Source organism: Pseudazoarcus sp. NS36, from assembly GCF_059703705.1.
Genome location: NZ_BAAKJA010000007.1, coordinates 145,572 through 161,888 on the forward strand (window position 1 = coordinate 145,572; position 16,317 = coordinate 161,888).

Sequence of the window (16,317 nt, forward strand, 5' to 3'; positions counted from 1 at the left end):
AAGCTCATGACGCAATCGCAGGAACTGGATATCGGCCCCCTCAGCTGGGTTCGTGGTGAGATAGACCAAGCGCTTACGCTGGCGGCTGAGGCAGTCGGCCGGGTCAGTCACGAGTCCGATCCGGCTGACCAGATCCAGTTCTCCCGGAACCATCTGCACCAGGCCCGAGGCGCACTGTCCATGGTCGGGCTCGATGGCCTGTGTCACTTCGCCGACACGCTGGACACGCTACTTGCCGGCATGGCCGACGGAAGCATCCCGCCGGATGAAGCACACACCGGACTCGCACGCCGTGGCTGCTCTGCCGTCGCCAACTACCTCAGCGATCTGGTCAGCGGTTCGGGCGACCAGCCCCTGAGACTGTTCGCCCTGTATCGGGAAATCGCCACCGCCAGCGGTCGCGACGACATCAGCCCGGCCGAGCTGTTCTACCCCGACCTCAGCCTCCGCTTGCCGCGCCGCAAGCTGCGCAACGCTCCGAGGCCGGGCACACCGGCCGGAACCGAGCGCATGCGCGGTGCGCGTGCGGCCCTCGAACGCGGCCTGTTGCAGTGGCTCAAGTCGCCTTCCGATCCGGCCGGCCCGGACACCATGCGCGACGCCGCCATTGCCCTTGAGGCACTGCAGTCGAGTCCCGCCTTTTACACGCTGTGGCGCGTGGCCCAGGCCTTTTTCGATGCGCTCGCCCATCAGGACCTGCCCGCCTCCGAGGTCCGCATCAAGCAGCTGTGCACCGGCATGGCCAAAGAGGTTCGCCACCAGGCCAGCACTTCGCACCGCATTCCCGAACGCCTGCTGCGTGACATCCTGTTCGAGATCGGACAGGCACCCGTTCGCACGCCCGCCCAGCGTCAGGTTCGCCAAGCCTGGAACCTTGACGCCTGGTGGGCGGATCCAGGCGAAGTCGTGACCGATATCCCGCTGGGGCCGCTGCTGCGCAAGCTGCGCACCGAGCTTTCCGCCGCCAAGAACGACTGGGACGCTTTCGGTAGCGGGCAGGCCTCCGCCCTGCAGGATTTCGACACCCGCATCCAGTCGATCACGGCCGAAGCCGGGCGCCTCGGGCGCCCCGCCCTGCTGGAACTGCTGTCGGGCACGGCGAAGGTTTCCCAATGGCTGCGTTCCGATCCCGCCACGAACGGCGGTGAGACGCTGGCCGTTGAAGTCGCCACCGCACTGCTGCTGGCCGAGCTCAGCATTGAAGGCGGCATTGCCGACAACGAACTGGCCACCCAGAGCAGGTCCTGCCTCGCCCGTCTGGACGCCATCATGGCCGGGAGTGCGCTGCCGGAAGCTACGGAACAACCGCTCGACGGCACTCGCAGCACCCACGAGTGGGATGCCCGCCAACAGGTGGCGCGAGAGATCGCCTCCAATTTGGGACACATCGAGCAAACCCTCGACGACTTTTTCCGCAATCACGCCAAGCGCGGACCGCTTGCGCAACTGGCTGCTCCGATGCGCCAGATCGAAGGCGCATTGGCCGTAATTGAGGGCGAACAGGCAATACCGCTGGTGCGCGAGGCGATCAAGCGCATCAACGACCTGGCCAACAGCGAGCTGGAACCCGACGAGGACCAGCTCAACCGCCTCGCCGACCAACTGTCCACGCTCGGGTTCTTCGTCAGCGCCCTGCAGCACGGACAAGCCGACCTCAACGATTTCCTGCCGCCCGACCAACGCAAACAGGCCTCCGAGTTCGATCCTGCTTTCGAGCTCGACTTCGATGAAACGGTCGAAGCCCAGGACCTGCACTTGGAAGAAGACGAGCCGGAAGCACCGCAACGGGTGGCTGCCCCCGCCCTGTCTGCGCCAGCCCCGGAAACCGATGCCGAAGTCGATGCCGAGCTGCTCTCGATCTTCATCGAAGAGGCGCACGATGTCCTCGGCAATATCGGCGACGGCCTGAAAACGGTGATGCCGCATGGCAACCAGGATGCACTGGTCGACATCCGGCGCGGCTTCCACACCCTCAAGGGCAGCGGCCGCATGGTCGGACTGACCGACTTCGGTGAAGCCGCATGGGCGATCGAGCAAACGCTCAACCGCTGGCTGCAACTTGAACTCCCCGTAACCGAAGACCTGCATGGCTTGATCGCCTCCGCGCATCAGACCTTCGAGACCTGGGTCGAGCAGATCGAAAACGGCGGAAGTCACGCGTTCGATTTCGCCCCCCAGGCCGCCGAGGCCGAGCGCTTGCGCGGCTCCGAGCTGGATGCCGGCGCCACCGACACCGCGGCAGCGCCACCGACACCCGAGGCCGAGCCACCCCAGTCCGCCCCGCTCGCCGAACTCGACGTCCGCCCGCCACAGGAAGACGAGACGCCAGCCGAAGAGGCCCCTGCAGAGAGCTTCGTGGCCCCCGAGCTGCCGAGCTTCGACTTCGGCGATCTGCCGTCGCTTGAACTCGACGAGCCTGCGCCTCCTGCCGAGCTCCCTGCGATCGAAGAGATTTCGCTGAGCGAGCCGGAAGAGGACGAATCAGAGGCGGTCGAAGCCGAAGCGCCTGAAGACGTTATCGCGCTGGAACTGGACGAGCTGCCCGCGACGGACGCCGAAGCTGAATCTGCGGCTGCCGAGGGTACCGACACGTCGGAAACGAGCGCCGCGCAGACCGTGCACATCGGCGGCTACGAACTGTCACGCCAGCTCTACGACCTTTATCTGAACGAAGCACGCGATCACCTTGAGGTACTTGGCAGCGAACTCAAGCCCCTGCGCCGCAACCCGGGAAAGCCCTCTGACAAGCTTCAACGCACCGCCCACACGCTTTCCGGCATCTCGGGCACGGCGCATATCCCTGCCTTGCAGAATCTTGCACGCGCCCTTGAATTTGCCTTTGACCGCCTGCGCCAGACCGAGCAAACGCCGACCGTCGAACAAATCGACCTGCTGAGCACGACCGTCGACACGCTGCAGGCCATGCTCACCGAAGTCACCCGCGAGCAGTTGCCGCTTGAAGTTCCTGAACTCGAACAGCAGCTCGACGCGGTTGGCCGCCCGCCGGTCAATGAAGAGCCCGTTACCGCCGCCGAGGCGGACGTCCTGGAGGCCCCTCAGTCCGGCGTCGAGACACTCCTTGCGCCGACCGAAGCTGCACGCCCGGGCCACCAGACCAGCGCGACGGTAGACGACGAGGAATCTGCCCTCACGGTCCATGACGACCTGGATGAACAACTGCTGCCGATCTTCCTGGAAGAGGCAGAAGAGCTCATGTCCGGTCTCAGTGAGCGCCTGCGGCTGTGGCAGACCGACCATGCCAACCCGGAACACGCCCGGCTTGCCGCGCGCCAGCTGCATACCCTTAAGGGCAGCGCACGGATGGCCGGTGCAATGCAGCTCGGCGAGCACGTGCACCGCATTGAGTCGCGTCTCGAGAACAGCCTGGCGCGGCAGCACGACGCCTCGCGGCTGATCGAGGACCTGACCACCGGTCTGGACCAGGCGGCCCACCTGATTGCCACGCTCAGCGGTGAAGCGCCCGCCGAAGCCGCGCCCGTCACGGCGGATCCGGCCCAGCAAGCGCGGGCTACCGCCATCGCCATCGACACCGGTGAAGTCGCGGCCGAAGCCATGCAATCCGGCGGCACCTTGCGCGTACGAGCCGAGACGCTTGGCGGCTTTATCAACACGGCCGGCGAAATCGGCATCGCACGCACCCGCATCGAAGGTGAGTTGCGTGTACTGCGCCGTTCGCTGCTGGACCTGACCGAAAACGTCATCCGCCTGCGCAACCAGCTACGCGAAGTCGAACTGCAGGCCGAAACCCAGATGCAGTCGCGCATTGCCCAGGCCGACTCGGCGCACGGCGAGTTCGACCCGCTCGAGATGGACCGCTACACCCGTCTGCAGGAACTGACGCGGATGATGGCCGAGAGTGTCGGCGACGTCACCACGGTTCAGCAGCAGTTGTTGCGCAACCTCGACGGAGCCGAACTGGCGCTGCACAGTCAGGCGCGCTTCGCACGTGACCTGCAGCAGGCACTCATGCAAGTGCGCATGGTGCCCTTCGACAGCCTCGCCGACCGCTTGCACCGGGTCGTGCGCCAGAGCGCGAAAGATCAGAGCAAGCGCGTCAACCTCGACATCCGCGGCGGCCGCATCGAGATCGATCGCAGCGTGCTCGAACGCATGACCATCGCAGTCGAGCACATGCTGCGCAACGCGGTCGCACACGGCATCGAATCCGCTGAGGAACGCCGCGCCGCCGGCAAGGATGACATCGGCCAGATCTCGCTGACCGTGCTGCAGATCGGTAACGAAATCGCCATCGACCTCTCCGACGACGGGCGCGGCCTCGATTACGCTGCCATCCGCGCACGCGGTATCGAGCGCGGCCTGCTTCAAGCCAACGAAGAGGCAGATGAGCGCAAACTCACCAACCTGATCTTCACGTCCGGCTTCAGTACCGCAGAAAGCGTGTCGACGATTGCCGGCCGCGGTGTCGGCATGGACGTTGTGCGTGCCGAGGCCGCAGCGCTCGGCGGCCGCATCGACGTCGACGCCGGAAGAGGTCAGGGAACCCGCTTCCGTATCTACCTGCCGCTCACGCTGGCCGTAACGCAGGCGCTGCTGGTGCGTGCCGGCACGGCCAGCTACGCCATCCCGTCGAGCATGATTGCGCAAGCCATGGAATTGCGCGCAGACGCCATTGAACGTGTGCGCGCAGACGGCTTCGTGGAATGGCAAGGCCAGCGCTTCAACTACCGCTATCTGCCGGAACTACTGGGCGATCGCCGTACGCGCCCGGAGATTCATCGTTTCAATTGGGTCTTGTTGCTGCGCGCCGGCGGCGAAAGCCTTGCGGTGCATGTCGACTCGCTGCGCGGCAACCATGAAATCGTCGTGAAGTCGGCCGGGCCGCAGCTGCTGCGTATCGTGGGCGTGTCGGGCGCCACGGTGCTTGGCGACGGCGAGATCATGCTGATCCTGAACCCCATCGCGCTGGCCAGCCGCTTTACCGCACCGACAACGCTGACCGAGCCGGCCTCCGCCAGCGATATTGCAGAAGGCGCTGCGCTCGCGGACAGCGTGAAGCTGCCGACCGTCATGGTCGTCGACGACTCGCTGACGGTGCGCAAGATCACCGGTCGACTGCTCGAACGCGAAGGCTATCGCGTGGTTACCGCAAAGGATGGCGCGGATGCGCTCGACCAGCTGGAAGAATCGCTGCCCGACGTCATCCTGTCGGACATCGAGATGCCGCGCATGGACGGCTTCGAGTTTGTGCGCAACCTTCGCGCCGACGAGCGTCTGAAGGAGGTGCCGGTGATCATGATCACCTCGCGCCTGGCCGACAAACACCGCGAGTACGCGCAGAAGCTCGGCGCCAACGAGTACCTCGGCAAGCCTTACGACGAAGACGAACTGCTGCGTCTGCTGCAGCAGTACATCCCGACCACGACCACGCACTGAGCCTCAGGGCTCGGCGCGTGAGCTCTTCGTGACCTCGAAGCGCGCCAGCGTGCGCGCTCGCGCTGCGGCGTGGTCGACCACCGGCCCCGGATAATCCTGACCGATCACCACGCCGCACTGCTTCTGCAGCGCGGCGTCCATTTTCCATGGCGCATGGATGTAGCGCTCCGGCACCTTTGCCAGCTCGGGCACGTAGCGGCGAATGAAGCCGCCCTGCGGGTCGAAGCGCTCGGACTGCGTCACCGGATTGAATATCCGGAACCAGGGCTGGGCATCGCAGCCAGTCGACGCCGCCCACTGCCAGCCGCCGTTGTTGGCGGCCAGATCAAAGTCGTTCAACAGCTCGGCAAAATGCCGCTCGCCCTCACGCCAGTCGACCCCCAGATCCTTGGTCAGGAATGCCGCCGTGACCATGCGCAGGCGGTTGTGCATATAGCCCGTCTGCGCGAGCTGACGCATGCCGGCGTCCACCAGCGGATAGCCGGTGCGCCCTTCCTTCCAGGCCGCCAGCAGCGCCGGCGCATCGTCCCAGCTCACCACGTCGAACTCGGGCCGGAAATTGTTGCCGACCACGCGCGGGTGGTGCCACAGGATCATGTGGTAGAAGTCGCGCCAGATCAGTTCATTGAGCCACGTACGCGCGCCGTCGCCTACCTGGCTCCACGCAAAGCGCGCCAGTTCGCGGATGGACACGGTGCCGAAACGCAGGTGGACCGAGAGGTAGGACACGCCCTTGCGCCCCGGATAGTCGCGCGCCTCGTGATAGCCGTTGATGCGCGACGCGAAGTCCTCGAACAGCGCGTGCCCGCCGTTCATGCCGACCGGCAGGCGCAGACCTTCCAGCGTGCCGGCCTCGAAACCGATCTGTGCCAGTTCCGGCACGCCGCACTGCGGCGATCGAGGCGCGAGATTCGCGCCATGCGGCGCCGTCGTCCGCGCGGCCAGGTCGGCTGCCTCCAGGCGCCGCATCCAGGCATTCCGGTAGGGCGTGAACACACTGAACGGACGCCCGTCCTGCGTGAGCACTTCCGCACGCTCGAACACCACCTGATCCTTGAAGTCCTCGAAGTCGATGCCGCTCGCTTCGAGCTTCTCGGCCACTACCCGATCACGCTCGATCGCGACCGGCTCGTAGTCGCGATTGGCGAAGACCGCCGTGACGCCCAGCTCTGCCGCCAGACGCGGAATCTCTTCACTGGCGACACCATGGCACACGATCAGCCCGGCCCCCGCCCCTCCCGCCTCACGCGACAGGCAGTCCAGACCGGCATCTAGCTCAACCAGACTCTCGCGAATGAACTCCACGCGGCGATCCCGCCGCGACGGCAGGGCGTCAAGAATGTCGCGATCGAACACGAAGACACAATGCACACGCCCGAAACGACGCAGCGCGTGATGCAGCGCGGCGTGGTCAAAGCTGCGCAGATCGCGCCGAAACCACACAAGAGCAGAAGAAGTCATGTCAGCAAGTCAGCCGGTGAAGGTGCAATTGGACGAAAGCCGGTCGGGCAGGTTCCTGCAACGCAGGCGCCGTGAAAGCGTAAAATGCCGCGCATGAGCGCCATCATCGCAAACCTGACCAATCACTTCCTGATTGCCATGCCTGCCATGGCCGATCCGAACTTCTCGCGCACGCTTACCTACGTCGCCGAGCACAACGATCAGGGCGCACTCGGCATCATCGTCAACCGCCCGCTCGACATGACGCTGGCGACGCTGTTCGAACGCATCGATCTGCCGCTGCACTCCGCAGAGTTCGCCGGGCAGCCAGTGTACTTTGGTGGACCGGTTCAGACGGACCGTGGCTTCGTGCTACACCGTCCGGCAGGTGAGTGGCACTCAACCCTCAAGGTCAGTGACGAAATCGGCCTGACCAGTTCGCGCGACATCCTGCAGTCCCTCGGCGAGCGCGGCGAACCCGGCGAGGTGTTGGTGTCGCTCGGCTACGCCGGTTGGTCGGCCGGGCAGCTCGAACAGGAACTCGTCGACAACGCCTGGCTGACCGTACAGGCCGAACTGTCGATCATCTTCGATCTCCCCCCGGAAGAGCGCTTTGCGGCCGCGCTGCAGCAACTCGGGGTGGATTTTGCAAACCTCAGCGAGGTCGCCGGACATGCCTGAGGCGGCCGCGGCCACGCCGCCGCTGCCGGCCCGCGGCACCGTGCTTGGTTTCGACTTCGGTCTGGCGCGCATCGGCGTGGCCGTGGGTGAGCTGGAGACCCGTCAGGCCAACGCACTCACCACGATTGCCGAAGAATCCCGCGAGCGCCGCTTCGGCGCCATCAGCGCACTGCTCGCCGAATGGCGCCCGGTCGCCATGGTGGTCGGGATTCCGCGCCACCTGGACGGCACCGAACACGACATGACGGCACGCTGCCGCCGCTTCGCCAACCAGTTGCACGGTCGTTTCGCGTTGCCGGTACATCACATCGACGAGCGCCTGAGCTCGGCAGCGGCCGACGCCGCATTGTCGGACGCCGGTGCCACCCACTGGCAGACACGCAAACCGCAACTCGACGCCGTCGCCGCGCAGATCATCCTGCAGGACTTCCTGAACGGACCCGACCATGCAACTTCCTGACGCAGAAACCCTGCTCGAGACCCTGATCGCGCAAATGCGCCCACAGGTCACGCCCGACACCGCGCTGGTCGGCATCCGCACCGGCGGCGTATGGCTGGCCGAACGCCTGCACGCCGCGCTGGGCCTGACCGGCCCCATCGGCTCGATTGATGTGTCCTTCTACCGTGATGACCTCGGTGCGCGCGGCCTGCCGCCAAACCCGCAGCGCACCGACATCCCCTTCGATGTTGAAAGCGCGCACATCGTCATCGTCGACGACGTGCTGTACACCGGCCGCACCACGCGCGCCGCGCTCAACGAACTGTTCGACTACGGACGCCCGGCCTGTGTCGAGCTGGCCGTACTGGTCGACCGCGGCGGGCGCGAACTGCCGATCGCCGCGCGCTACTGTGCCCACACCCTGCCTGAACCCCTGCCGGCTTCGCGCACACTCGAATTGAGCCGAGACGACACCGGCAAGCTCTCCCTGAGGCTGATCGATGCATAACCCCCAGCTCGACCCCAACGGCGGTCTGCGTCACCTGCTGACGCTCGACGGTCTGCCGCGCGAGATCCTCACCGCCATCCTCGACACCGCGGCACCGCTCACCGAGGTGGCCGAACGCGAGGTCAAGAAGCTGCCGGTACTGCGCGGCAAGAGCGTATTCAACCTGTTTTTCGAGAATTCCACACGCACCCGCACCACCTTCGAGATCGCCGCCAAGCGGCTCTCCGCCGACGTGGTGAACCTCAACGTATCGACCAGTTCGACCACCAAGGGCGAGAGCCTGCTCGACACCATCGACAACCTGTGCGCCATGCAGGCCGACATGTTCGTCGTGCGTCATGCCGCCAGCGGCGCGCCCTTCCTGATCGCGCAGCATCTCATCGCCAACGGCCGCAATGACATCCACGTGGTCAACGCCGGCGACGGACGCCATGCCCACCCGACGCAGGGCCTGCTCGACATGTACACCATCCGCCACTTCAAGGGCGACTTCACGCGCCTGGTGGTGGCCATCGTCGGCGACGTGCTGCACTCGCGTGTGGCCCGCTCGCAGATCGCCGCGCTGAAGACCCTGGGCGTACCGGAAATCCGCGTCATCGGCCCGAAGACGCTGCTGCCGACCGGGCTCGAAGCCTGGGGCGTGCGCGTCTTCCATGACATGGACGAAGGCCTCAAGGACGTGGATGTGGTGATGATGCTGCGCCTGCAGAACGAGCGCATGAACGGCGCCCTGCTGCCGACTCCGCAGGAGTTCTACAAGGTATGGGGGCTGACCGCCGAGAAGCTCGCGCGCGCGCGGCCGGATGCCATCGTGATGCACCCGGGGCCGATGAACCGCGGCGTCGAGATCGACTCTTCCGTGGCCGACGGCGCCCAGGCCGTCATCCTCAACCAGGTCACCTTCGGCATTGCCGTGCGCATGGCCGTGATGAGCATGCTCGCCGCCTGACCGACCGGAGCCCACCCCAGACATGAAAATCAAGATCAGCAACGGCCGCGTCATCGACCCCGCCCACGGCGTCGATGCAGTACAGGACCTCTACATCGCCGCCGGCCGCGTGGTCGCGCTCGGCAAGGCGCCGGACGGCTTCGAGCCCCAGCGCGTCATCGACGCCAACGGGCTGGTGGTGAGCCCCGGTCTCATCGACGTGGCGGCGCGCCTGCGCGAACCGGGCTACGAGTACCGCGCCACGCTTGAATCCGAAATGGATGCGGCGATGGCCGGTGGCGTCACCAGTCTCGCCATCCCGCCCGACACTGACCCGGCGCTCGACGAGCCGGGCCTGGTCGAGATGCTGTGCTACCGCGCCAAACAGCTCAACCGCGCCCACGTCTATCCGGTCGGGTCACTGACCATCGGCCTGAACGGCGAACGCCTGTCGGAAATGGCACAGCTGGTCGAAGCCGGCTGCTTTGCCTTCAGCCAGGCCAATGTGCCGATCGTCGACAACTCCGTGCTGATGCGTGCCATGCAGTACGCTGCGACCTTCGGCTTCCGCGTCTGGCTGCAACCGCTGGCCCCTTTCCTGTCGCGCGGCGGCTACGCCCACGACGGCGAATTCGCCGCGCGCCTGGGCCTCACCGGCATCCCGGTCGAAGCCGAAACCGTGGCGCTGTTCACCTATCTGCGGCTGGCCCGCGTCACCGGCGCACGGCTGCACATCACGCGCCTGTCGAGCGCCGAAGGGCTGGCACTGATCGAACAGGCCCGCGCCGACGGCATGGACGTGACTTGCGACGTGTCGATCAACCACCTGCACCTGTGCGATCAGGACATCGGCTATTTCGACGCCAACTGCCATCTCGTACCGCCGCTGCGCGCCGCGACCGACCGTGACGCGTTGCGCGCGGGCCTCGCCGACGGCCGCATCAACGCGCTGTGTTCGGATCACACACCGGTGGACGACGACGGCAAGCTGGCGCCCTTCAGCGAATCCGAAGCCGGCGCAACCGGCCTGGAACTGCTGCTGTCTCTGACGCTGAAATGGGGCGAGGATTGCGGCCTGGGCCTGCCGGCAGCGCTGTCGCGCGTGACCTGCGATGCTGCGAAACTGATCGGCATCACCAAGGCCGGCCATCTGGCGCCGGGCGCACGCGCGGATATCTGCATATTCGACCCCGCTACGCGCCGTACCATCACACGCGACCGCCTGCGCAGCCAGGGCAAGAACACGCCCTTCCTGGGGTACGAGCTACCGGGCATCGTGCGCTACACGATGGTCGAAGGTCAGGTGATGTTCGAGGGCTGACCGCCTCAGAGACTGCCGACGATCAGCGGCATGAACGTCCCGCGCAGGCCGGCCAGCACCACCAGCAAAATCTGCAACAGCAACAACAGCGCCAGTGGTGATAGGTCTACCCCGGCAATCGCCGGGATGATCCGACGGAACGGCCGCAGAAAAGGTTCGGCAAGATGGCGCACCACCGGCGCAGCCGGTGCGTGCGGCGCCACCCACGACAGCACGGCCGACACCAGCACCAGTGCGAACACCAGATAGACGGCCATGCGCACGAGCTCGACCAGGCCCATGCCGGCCAAGCCCAGCGTAAGACCGCCCGCTCCGCCAAACGGAATACCCCGCAGCGCCAGTTCGATGGCAACGAACGCCACCTGGGCCAGCCAGGCCGGGAGCAGGCTGGCCATATCCAGCCCCCACAGCCCCGGCACCACGCGACGCAGCGGCCTCACCACCCAATCCGTCGTCTGCAGCACGAACTGGCCCAACTGGTTGCGGAATGGCACACGCTGCCACTGCATGAAGAAGCGCGCGAGCAGCAACAAGGTGAACGCGCCAAATACGAAGTTGATGAGCAGGAACAGAATCTGCGTGGACATCTCAGCGACCTCCCAGCTCGTCGCCAAGCTCGCGACCACGTAACTCTGCGGCTGCAACGGCACGGCCGATCAGCTCGACGAAACCGCCGTCACCCAAGACCGCCAACGCAGCGGCGGTCGTCCCGCCTTTGGAAGTCACCTTCTCGCGCAACACACCGGGAGGATCCTCTGAGCCCGCCGCAAGCCTGGCTGCACCCAGCACTGTTTCAAGTGCCAGACGGCGCGCGGTGGCACCGTCAAAGCCACGCGAGACTGCAGCAGCCTCCAGCGCCTCGATGAAATGAAAGACGTAGGCCGGACCACTGCCCGAAACGGCCGTTATCACATCCATGCGCGCTTCGTCTCCGACCCACACCACACTGCCGACTGCCGACAGAATGCGCTCAGCCACTTCGCGGCTGGAATCATCTACGGCATTCGGGGCATACATGCCGGTGACCCCCGCCCCGATCAGCGCCGGAGTATTGGGCATCGCACGTGCCACGCGCTCGTGCCCACCCAGCCAACGCGACAGATCCGCAACACGCAGCCCGGCCGCCACACTGATCACCAGCGCCTTGCCGAGGCGCCCGGCAAGAGGCGCCAACGCTCCGCGCATCTGCTGTGGCTTGACCGCCAGCACCACCACATCGGCATCCGCGGCACGACCGATATCTTCCGACACCCCCACACCGAATGTCCGCACAAGCCAGTCACGGCGCTCCGCGGCAAGCTCCACAACGACCACATCCGACGCGGCAAAGCCACGCTCAAGCATTCCGCCAATCAGCGCGGCCGCCATGTTGCCGCCGCCTAAAAATACGATTTTCATACTGCCTTTCACTCCGTCGGAGATCGTGTGTAATCGCGCGCGCCAAAGATCGCACTACCGACACGCACCAGCGTGCTGCCCTCGGCAACAGCCACCTCAAGATCATCGGACATGCCCATCGACAGCGTGTCGAGGTCAATGCCTTCAGCCGCAAGCTGCTCGCGAAGCGTACGCAGACGCGCAAAGCGCGCGTGCAGCAAGGCCTGGTCAGCGGTCGGTTCAGGAATGCACATCAGTCCGCGCAAGCTGAGCCGTGGCAGATTTGCAACGGCTTTCGCCAGCGGCAGAACCCCTTCCGGATCGACACCGCTTTTGCTGGCCTCGCCGCTGACATTGACCTGAATGCACACCTGCAGCGGCGGCAGATGGGCGCCGCGCTGTTCGGAAAGACGCCGGGCGATTTTCTCGCGCTCGACCGAATGGACCCAGTCGAAAGTTTCAGCAACCTGCCGGGTCTTGTTGGATTGCAGCGGGCCGATGAAATGCCATTCAAGCCCCGATGCGGACAGCTCTGAGAGCTTGCTCACACCTTCCTGCACGTAGTTCTCGCCAAAGGCAGACTGTCCGGCCGCTGCCGCTTCCCGCACCTGCTCGGCCGGCCAAGTCTTGCTGACCGCGAGCAGGCGTATTCCGTCGGGATCACGTCCCGCAGCCATTGCGGCGGCGGCAATGCGGGCGCGCACGGCTTGCAAGTTGGCAGCGATTGATGTCATATACCTGCGTCCGGCCCGTCATCCCAGCAGGCGCCGAGTATAGCACCGCGCCTGAGGCCTCCTTCCGACCCAACCAAGCCCATACCACTCATGGACATTACTGAACTGCTCGCGTTTGCGGTCAAGAACAAGGCCTCGGATCTCCACATGTCAGCCGGTCTGCCCCCGATGATCCGGGTGCACGGCGACATCCGGCGCATCAACCTGCCGCCGATGGAGCACAAAGACGTACACGCCATGGTGTACGACATCATGAATGACTCGCAGCGCAAGCAGTACGAGGACGAACTCGAATGCGACTTCTCGTTCGAGATCCCGAATCTGTCGCGCTTCCGCGTCAACGCCTTCAACCAGAACCGCGGCGCTTCGGCCGTATTCCGGACCATTCCGTCCAAGGTACTGACGCTCGAAGAGCTTAACGCGCCGAAGATCTTCAAGGACATCGCCGAGCAGCCGCGCGGCATCGTGCTGGTCACCGGCCCGACCGGCTCGGGCAAATCGACCACGCTGGCGGCGATGGTCGATTACATCAACGAGAACCAGTATTCGCACCTCCTCACCATCGAGGACCCGATCGAATTCGTGCACACCTCGAAGCGCTGCCTGATCAACCAGCGCGAAGTACACCGCGACACGCTGTCGTTCAACAATGCCCTGCGCTCGGCCCTGCGTGAAGACCCGGACGTGATCCTGGTCGGCGAAATGCGCGACCTCGAAACTATCCGCCTGGCCCTGACCGGCGCCGAAACAGGTCACCTGGTATTCGGTACGCTGCACACCTCGTCGGCCGCCAAGACCATCGACCGTATCATCGACGTCTTCCCTGCCGACGAGAAAGAAATGGTGCGCGCCATGCTGTCCGAATCGTTGCGCGCGGTCATCTCGCAGACACTGCTCAAGACCAAGGATGGCAGTGGCCGCGTCGCGGCGCACGAGATCATGCTCGGCACACCCGCCATCCGTAACCTGATCCGCGAGGGCAAAGTAGCCCAGATGTACTCGTCCATCCAGACCGGTCAGTCCATGGGCATGCAGACGCTCGACCAGTGCCTGCAGGAGCTGGTGCGGCGCAACATTGTGTCGGTCACCGAAGCGCGCATGCGCGCCCAAAACAAGGATGCCTTTGCCGGCTGAGGCCGTCGAAGACTGCCAGCGGAGCACGTAGATGGAACGCGATCAGGCCCTCAAATTCATGCACGATCTGCTCAAGCTGATGGTGCAGAAGAACGGCTCGGACCTCTTCATCACCGCAGGCTTCCCGCCTGCCATCAAGGTCGACGGCAAGATTCTCCCGCAGTCGAACCAGGTGCTCACCCCGCAACACACTGCCGAGCTGGCCCGCGCGATCATGAACGACCGGCAGGCGGCCGAGTTCGAAGCCACCAAGGAATGCAACTTCGCCGTCGCCCCGCCGGGCATCGGCCGTTTCCGTGCCAACGCCTATCTGCAGCAGAGCCGCGTCGGGCTCGTACTACGCACCATTTCGCAGACTATTCCGACCTTCGAGGATCTGGGGCTTCCGACCATCCTCAAGGAAGTCGCGATGACCAAGCGCGGCCTGGTGATCTTCGTCGGCGGCACCGGCACCGGCAAGACCACTTCACTGGCGTCGATGGTGGATTTCCGCAACGAGCATTCCTACGGCCACATCATCACCGTCGAAGACCCGATCGAATTCGTGCACCAGCACAAGAACTGCATCATCACGCAGCGCGAGATTGGCATTGACACCGATGGCTGGGAATCTGCCCTGAAGAACACCCTGCGTCAGGCACCCGACGTAATCCTGATGGGCGAGATCCGCGACCGCGAGACCATGGACTACGCGGTGGCCTTCGCCGAAACCGGTCACCTGTGTCTGGCCACGTTGCACGCCAACAGCACCAACCAGGCGCTCGACCGGATCATCAACTTCTTCCCGGAAGACCGCCGTCAGCAGCTGTTGATGGACCTTTCTCTGAACCTGCGCGCACTGATCTCCCAGCGCCTGCTTCCGCTCAAGGATCGCAAGGGTCGCGTGCCAGCCATCGAGGTGATGCTCAACTCGCCGCTGATTGCCGACCTGATCTTCAAGGGCGACGTGCCGGGCATCAAGGAGATCATGAAGCGCTCGCGCGAGCTCGGCATGCAGACCTTCGACCAAGCACTGTTCGATCTCTACGAAGACGAGCTCATCACCTACGAGGACGCGCTGCGCAACGCCGACTCCGTCAACGACCTGCGCCTGCAGATCAAGCTCAACAGCCGCCATGGCGACCAGGATTTCCTCGCCGGCACGCAGAATCTGGATATCGTCTGACCCTGCGGCTCAGGCAGCCGGCTTGTCCCGCCCGCTGCCCTGGAAAATGCGGTACTCATAGAGCCGGCACTCCAGCGCCCCGTTGAACAATGGCGTACGCCGCGTGGCCTTGAGCCGCATGCCTTTGGGCAAGGCCGGGTCCGCACTCAGAAAGTAGCAGCGCCATCCGGCCCAATGCGCCTTCAATGCGTCGGCCATCTCGGGGTAGAACTCCGCTAGCTCGCTCTCTTCGCCAAGGCGCACGCCATACGGCGGATTGGTCACCATCACGCCAGATTCGGCCGGCGGATCGACCTCCAGGATGTCCGCGCTCATCAGGCGGACGCAATCGGCCACACCAGCTGCCTCCAGGTTCACGCGGGCACGCCGCACCTGCTCGGCAACCAGATCCGAACCATAGATATCCAGCTGGCGCGCCGGCTTGCGGCGCCCTTCCGCGGCCTTGCGCATTGCAGCCCAGCCGGCGCGGTCGAAGTTGCGCATCTTCTCGAAGGCAAAACTGCGGCCCAGACCCGGCGCCACATCCAGCGCGATCTGCGCCGCCTCGATGAGGAAGGTGCCGCTGCCACACATCGGGTCAATCAGCGTCTCGTCCGGCGTCCAACCCGTCAGCCGCAGGATGCCGGCGGCGAGGTTTTCCTTGAGCGGCGCCTCGACCGCGGCGCGCTTGAAGCCGCGCTTGTACAACGGCTCGCCCGAGGTGTCGATATACAGGGTCACCGCATCCTTGGTCAGGAAGGCATGGATACGCACGTCCGGGTTGGCCGTATCCACGCTCGGACGCTTGCCCGACACGGTGCGGAAGTGGTCGCACACCGCATCCTTGATGCGCAGCGTGACGAACTCCAGGCTCTTGAGTGGCGAGCGCTGGGCCGTGACATATACGCGGATGGTCTCATCGGTCGTAAACCAGCGCGCCCAGGTCGGCGCGTAGGCGATGCGGTAGATGTCCTCCTCGCCGCGATAACGCCCCTCGGTGATGCGCCACAGCACTCGCGTGGCAATGCGTGACTCGAGGTTCACGCGATAGCAGGTCAGCCAGTCGCCCTTGAAGCCGACACCGCCATGCGTCGGCTCGACCGACTGCGCCCCCAGCGCATTGAGTTCTTCGGCCAGTGCGGCTTCAAGGCCGCGCGGACAAGGGGAGAAAAACGCTTCGGCCATCAGGCCCTCCG

The 16,317-nt window shown here is 65.1% G+C and carries 13 protein-coding genes; 8 read left to right on the forward strand and 5 right to left on the reverse strand.

Translation table 11 applies throughout. The features are described from left to right. Positions 1 to 6: 6 nt before the first annotated feature. Positions 7 to 5,415 carry a hybrid sensor histidine kinase/response regulator gene (locus AC6H0R_RS12555; protein ID WP_497581694.1) on the forward strand — a complete coding sequence of 1,803 codons (5,409 nt, stop codon included), beginning with the start codon at positions 7 to 9 and terminating at the stop codon, positions 5,413 to 5,415. A gap of 3 nt (positions 5,416 to 5,418) precedes the next feature. Here AC6H0R_RS12555 and AC6H0R_RS12560 read toward each other — a convergent pair whose 3' ends face one another. Next, on the reverse strand, positions 5,419 to 6,876 hold the full coding sequence (locus AC6H0R_RS12560; protein WP_497581695.1) for a cryptochrome/photolyase family protein: 1,458 nt from the start codon (positions 6,874 to 6,876) through the stop codon (positions 5,419 to 5,421). A gap of 84 nt (positions 6,877 to 6,960) precedes the next feature. On the opposite strand from AC6H0R_RS12560, the gene AC6H0R_RS12565 reads away from it, so the two are divergent. From AC6H0R_RS12565 to AC6H0R_RS12585, 5 genes are read left to right on the forward strand one after another with little or no spacing between them, the layout of a single operon-like run. Further along, positions 6,961 to 7,536 (forward strand): YqgE/AlgH family protein, encoded by a 576-nt coding sequence (locus tag AC6H0R_RS12565; protein ID WP_497581696.1) that lies wholly within the window; start codon positions 6,961 to 6,963, stop codon positions 7,534 to 7,536. Further along, positions 7,529 to 7,996: a Holliday junction resolvase RuvX gene (gene ruvX / locus AC6H0R_RS12570; protein WP_497581697.1), complete on the forward strand. Its 468-nt coding sequence runs from the start codon at positions 7,529 to 7,531 to the stop codon at positions 7,994 to 7,996. The genes AC6H0R_RS12565 and ruvX overlap by 8 nt, the downstream gene beginning before the upstream one ends. After that, positions 7,983 to 8,483 (forward strand): bifunctional pyr operon transcriptional regulator/uracil phosphoribosyltransferase PyrR, encoded by a 501-nt coding sequence (gene pyrR / locus AC6H0R_RS12575; RefSeq protein ID WP_497581698.1) that lies wholly within the window; start codon positions 7,983 to 7,985, stop codon positions 8,481 to 8,483. The genes ruvX and pyrR overlap by 14 nt, the downstream gene beginning before the upstream one ends. Beyond that, positions 8,476 to 9,432: an aspartate carbamoyltransferase catalytic subunit gene (locus tag AC6H0R_RS12580; RefSeq protein WP_497581699.1), complete on the forward strand. Its 957-nt coding sequence runs from the start codon at positions 8,476 to 8,478 to the stop codon at positions 9,430 to 9,432. Before pyrR ends, AC6H0R_RS12580 begins: the two co-directional genes overlap by 8 nt. Before the next feature lie 22 nt (positions 9,433 to 9,454). Continuing rightward, entirely contained in the window at positions 9,455 to 10,732 is a 1,278-nt protein-coding gene (locus AC6H0R_RS12585) for a dihydroorotase (RefSeq protein ID WP_497581700.1), read from the forward strand. A gap of 5 nt (positions 10,733 to 10,737) precedes the next feature. Here AC6H0R_RS12585 and AC6H0R_RS12590 read toward each other — a convergent pair whose 3' ends face one another. The 3 genes from AC6H0R_RS12590 to AC6H0R_RS12600 are packed head-to-tail and all read right to left on the reverse strand — an operon-like array spanning position 10,738 to position 12,843. Beyond that, positions 10,738 to 11,319 carry a YggT family protein gene (locus AC6H0R_RS12590; RefSeq protein ID WP_497581701.1) on the reverse strand — a complete coding sequence of 194 codons (582 nt, stop codon included), beginning with the start codon at positions 11,317 to 11,319 and terminating at the stop codon, positions 10,738 to 10,740. A gap of 1 nt (position 11,320) precedes the next feature. Next, positions 11,321 to 12,130, reverse strand: a complete 810-nt coding sequence (gene proC, locus AC6H0R_RS12595; RefSeq protein WP_497581702.1) for a pyrroline-5-carboxylate reductase — start codon at positions 12,128 to 12,130, stop codon at positions 11,321 to 11,323. Positions 12,131 to 12,138: 8 nt separating this feature from the next. Then, complete coding sequence (locus AC6H0R_RS12600; RefSeq protein ID WP_497581703.1) at positions 12,139 to 12,843, reverse strand: YggS family pyridoxal phosphate-dependent enzyme; 705 nt, start codon at positions 12,841 to 12,843, stop codon at positions 12,139 to 12,141. Between the two features lie 90 nt (positions 12,844 to 12,933). On the opposite strand from AC6H0R_RS12600, the gene AC6H0R_RS12605 reads away from it, so the two are divergent. Both AC6H0R_RS12605 and AC6H0R_RS12610 read left to right on the forward strand, forming a co-directional pair. After that, positions 12,934 to 13,977 (forward strand): type IV pilus twitching motility protein PilT, encoded by a 1,044-nt coding sequence (locus AC6H0R_RS12605; RefSeq protein ID WP_497581704.1) that lies wholly within the window; start codon positions 12,934 to 12,936, stop codon positions 13,975 to 13,977. 31 nt (positions 13,978 to 14,008) lie between these two features. Continuing rightward, entirely contained in the window at positions 14,009 to 15,142 is a 1,134-nt protein-coding gene (locus AC6H0R_RS12610) for a PilT/PilU family type 4a pilus ATPase (RefSeq protein ID WP_497581705.1), read from the forward strand. Between the two features lie 9 nt (positions 15,143 to 15,151). On the opposite strand, the gene AC6H0R_RS12615 is transcribed toward AC6H0R_RS12610, so the two are convergent. Further along, a complete protein-coding gene (locus tag AC6H0R_RS12615; RefSeq protein WP_497581706.1) occupies positions 15,152 to 16,306 on the reverse strand; it encodes a THUMP domain-containing class I SAM-dependent RNA methyltransferase in 1,155 nt (384 codons plus the stop codon). Positions 16,307 to 16,317 lie beyond the last annotated feature (11 nt).

Excerpts from the sequence above, each read along its gene's own strand:
- proC (WP_497581702.1), bottom strand. The coding sequence starts at position 12,130 with ATGAAAATCGTATTTTTAGGCGGCGGCAACATGGCGGCCGCGCTGATT.
- AC6H0R_RS12580 (WP_497581699.1), top strand. The coding sequence starts at position 8,476 with ATGCATAACCCCCAGCTCGACCCCAACGGCGGTCTGCGTCACCTGCTG.
- ruvX (WP_497581697.1), top strand. The coding sequence starts at position 7,529 with ATGCCTGAGGCGGCCGCGGCCACGCCGCCGCTGCCGGCCCGCGGCACC.
- pyrR (WP_497581698.1), top strand. The coding sequence starts at position 7,983 with ATGCAACTTCCTGACGCAGAAACCCTGCTCGAGACCCTGATCGCGCAA.
- AC6H0R_RS12615 (WP_497581706.1), bottom strand. The coding sequence starts at position 16,306 with ATGGCCGAAGCGTTTTTCTCCCCTTGTCCGCGCGGCCTTGAAGCCGCA.
- AC6H0R_RS12600 (WP_497581703.1), bottom strand. The coding sequence starts at position 12,843 with ATGACATCAATCGCTGCCAACTTGCAAGCCGTGCGCGCCCGCATTGCC.
- AC6H0R_RS12565 (WP_497581696.1), top strand. The coding sequence starts at position 6,961 with ATGCCGCGCATGAGCGCCATCATCGCAAACCTGACCAATCACTTCCTG.
- AC6H0R_RS12555 (WP_497581694.1), top strand. The coding sequence starts at position 7 with ATGACGCAATCGCAGGAACTGGATATCGGCCCCCTCAGCTGGGTTCGT.
- AC6H0R_RS12610 (WP_497581705.1), top strand. The coding sequence starts at position 14,009 with ATGGAACGCGATCAGGCCCTCAAATTCATGCACGATCTGCTCAAGCTG.
- AC6H0R_RS12560 (WP_497581695.1), bottom strand. The coding sequence starts at position 6,876 with ATGACTTCTTCTGCTCTTGTGTGGTTTCGGCGCGATCTGCGCAGCTTT.
- AC6H0R_RS12590 (WP_497581701.1), bottom strand. The coding sequence starts at position 11,319 with ATGTCCACGCAGATTCTGTTCCTGCTCATCAACTTCGTATTTGGCGCG.
- AC6H0R_RS12585 (WP_497581700.1), top strand. The coding sequence starts at position 9,455 with ATGAAAATCAAGATCAGCAACGGCCGCGTCATCGACCCCGCCCACGGC.
- AC6H0R_RS12605 (WP_497581704.1), top strand. The coding sequence starts at position 12,934 with ATGGACATTACTGAACTGCTCGCGTTTGCGGTCAAGAACAAGGCCTCG.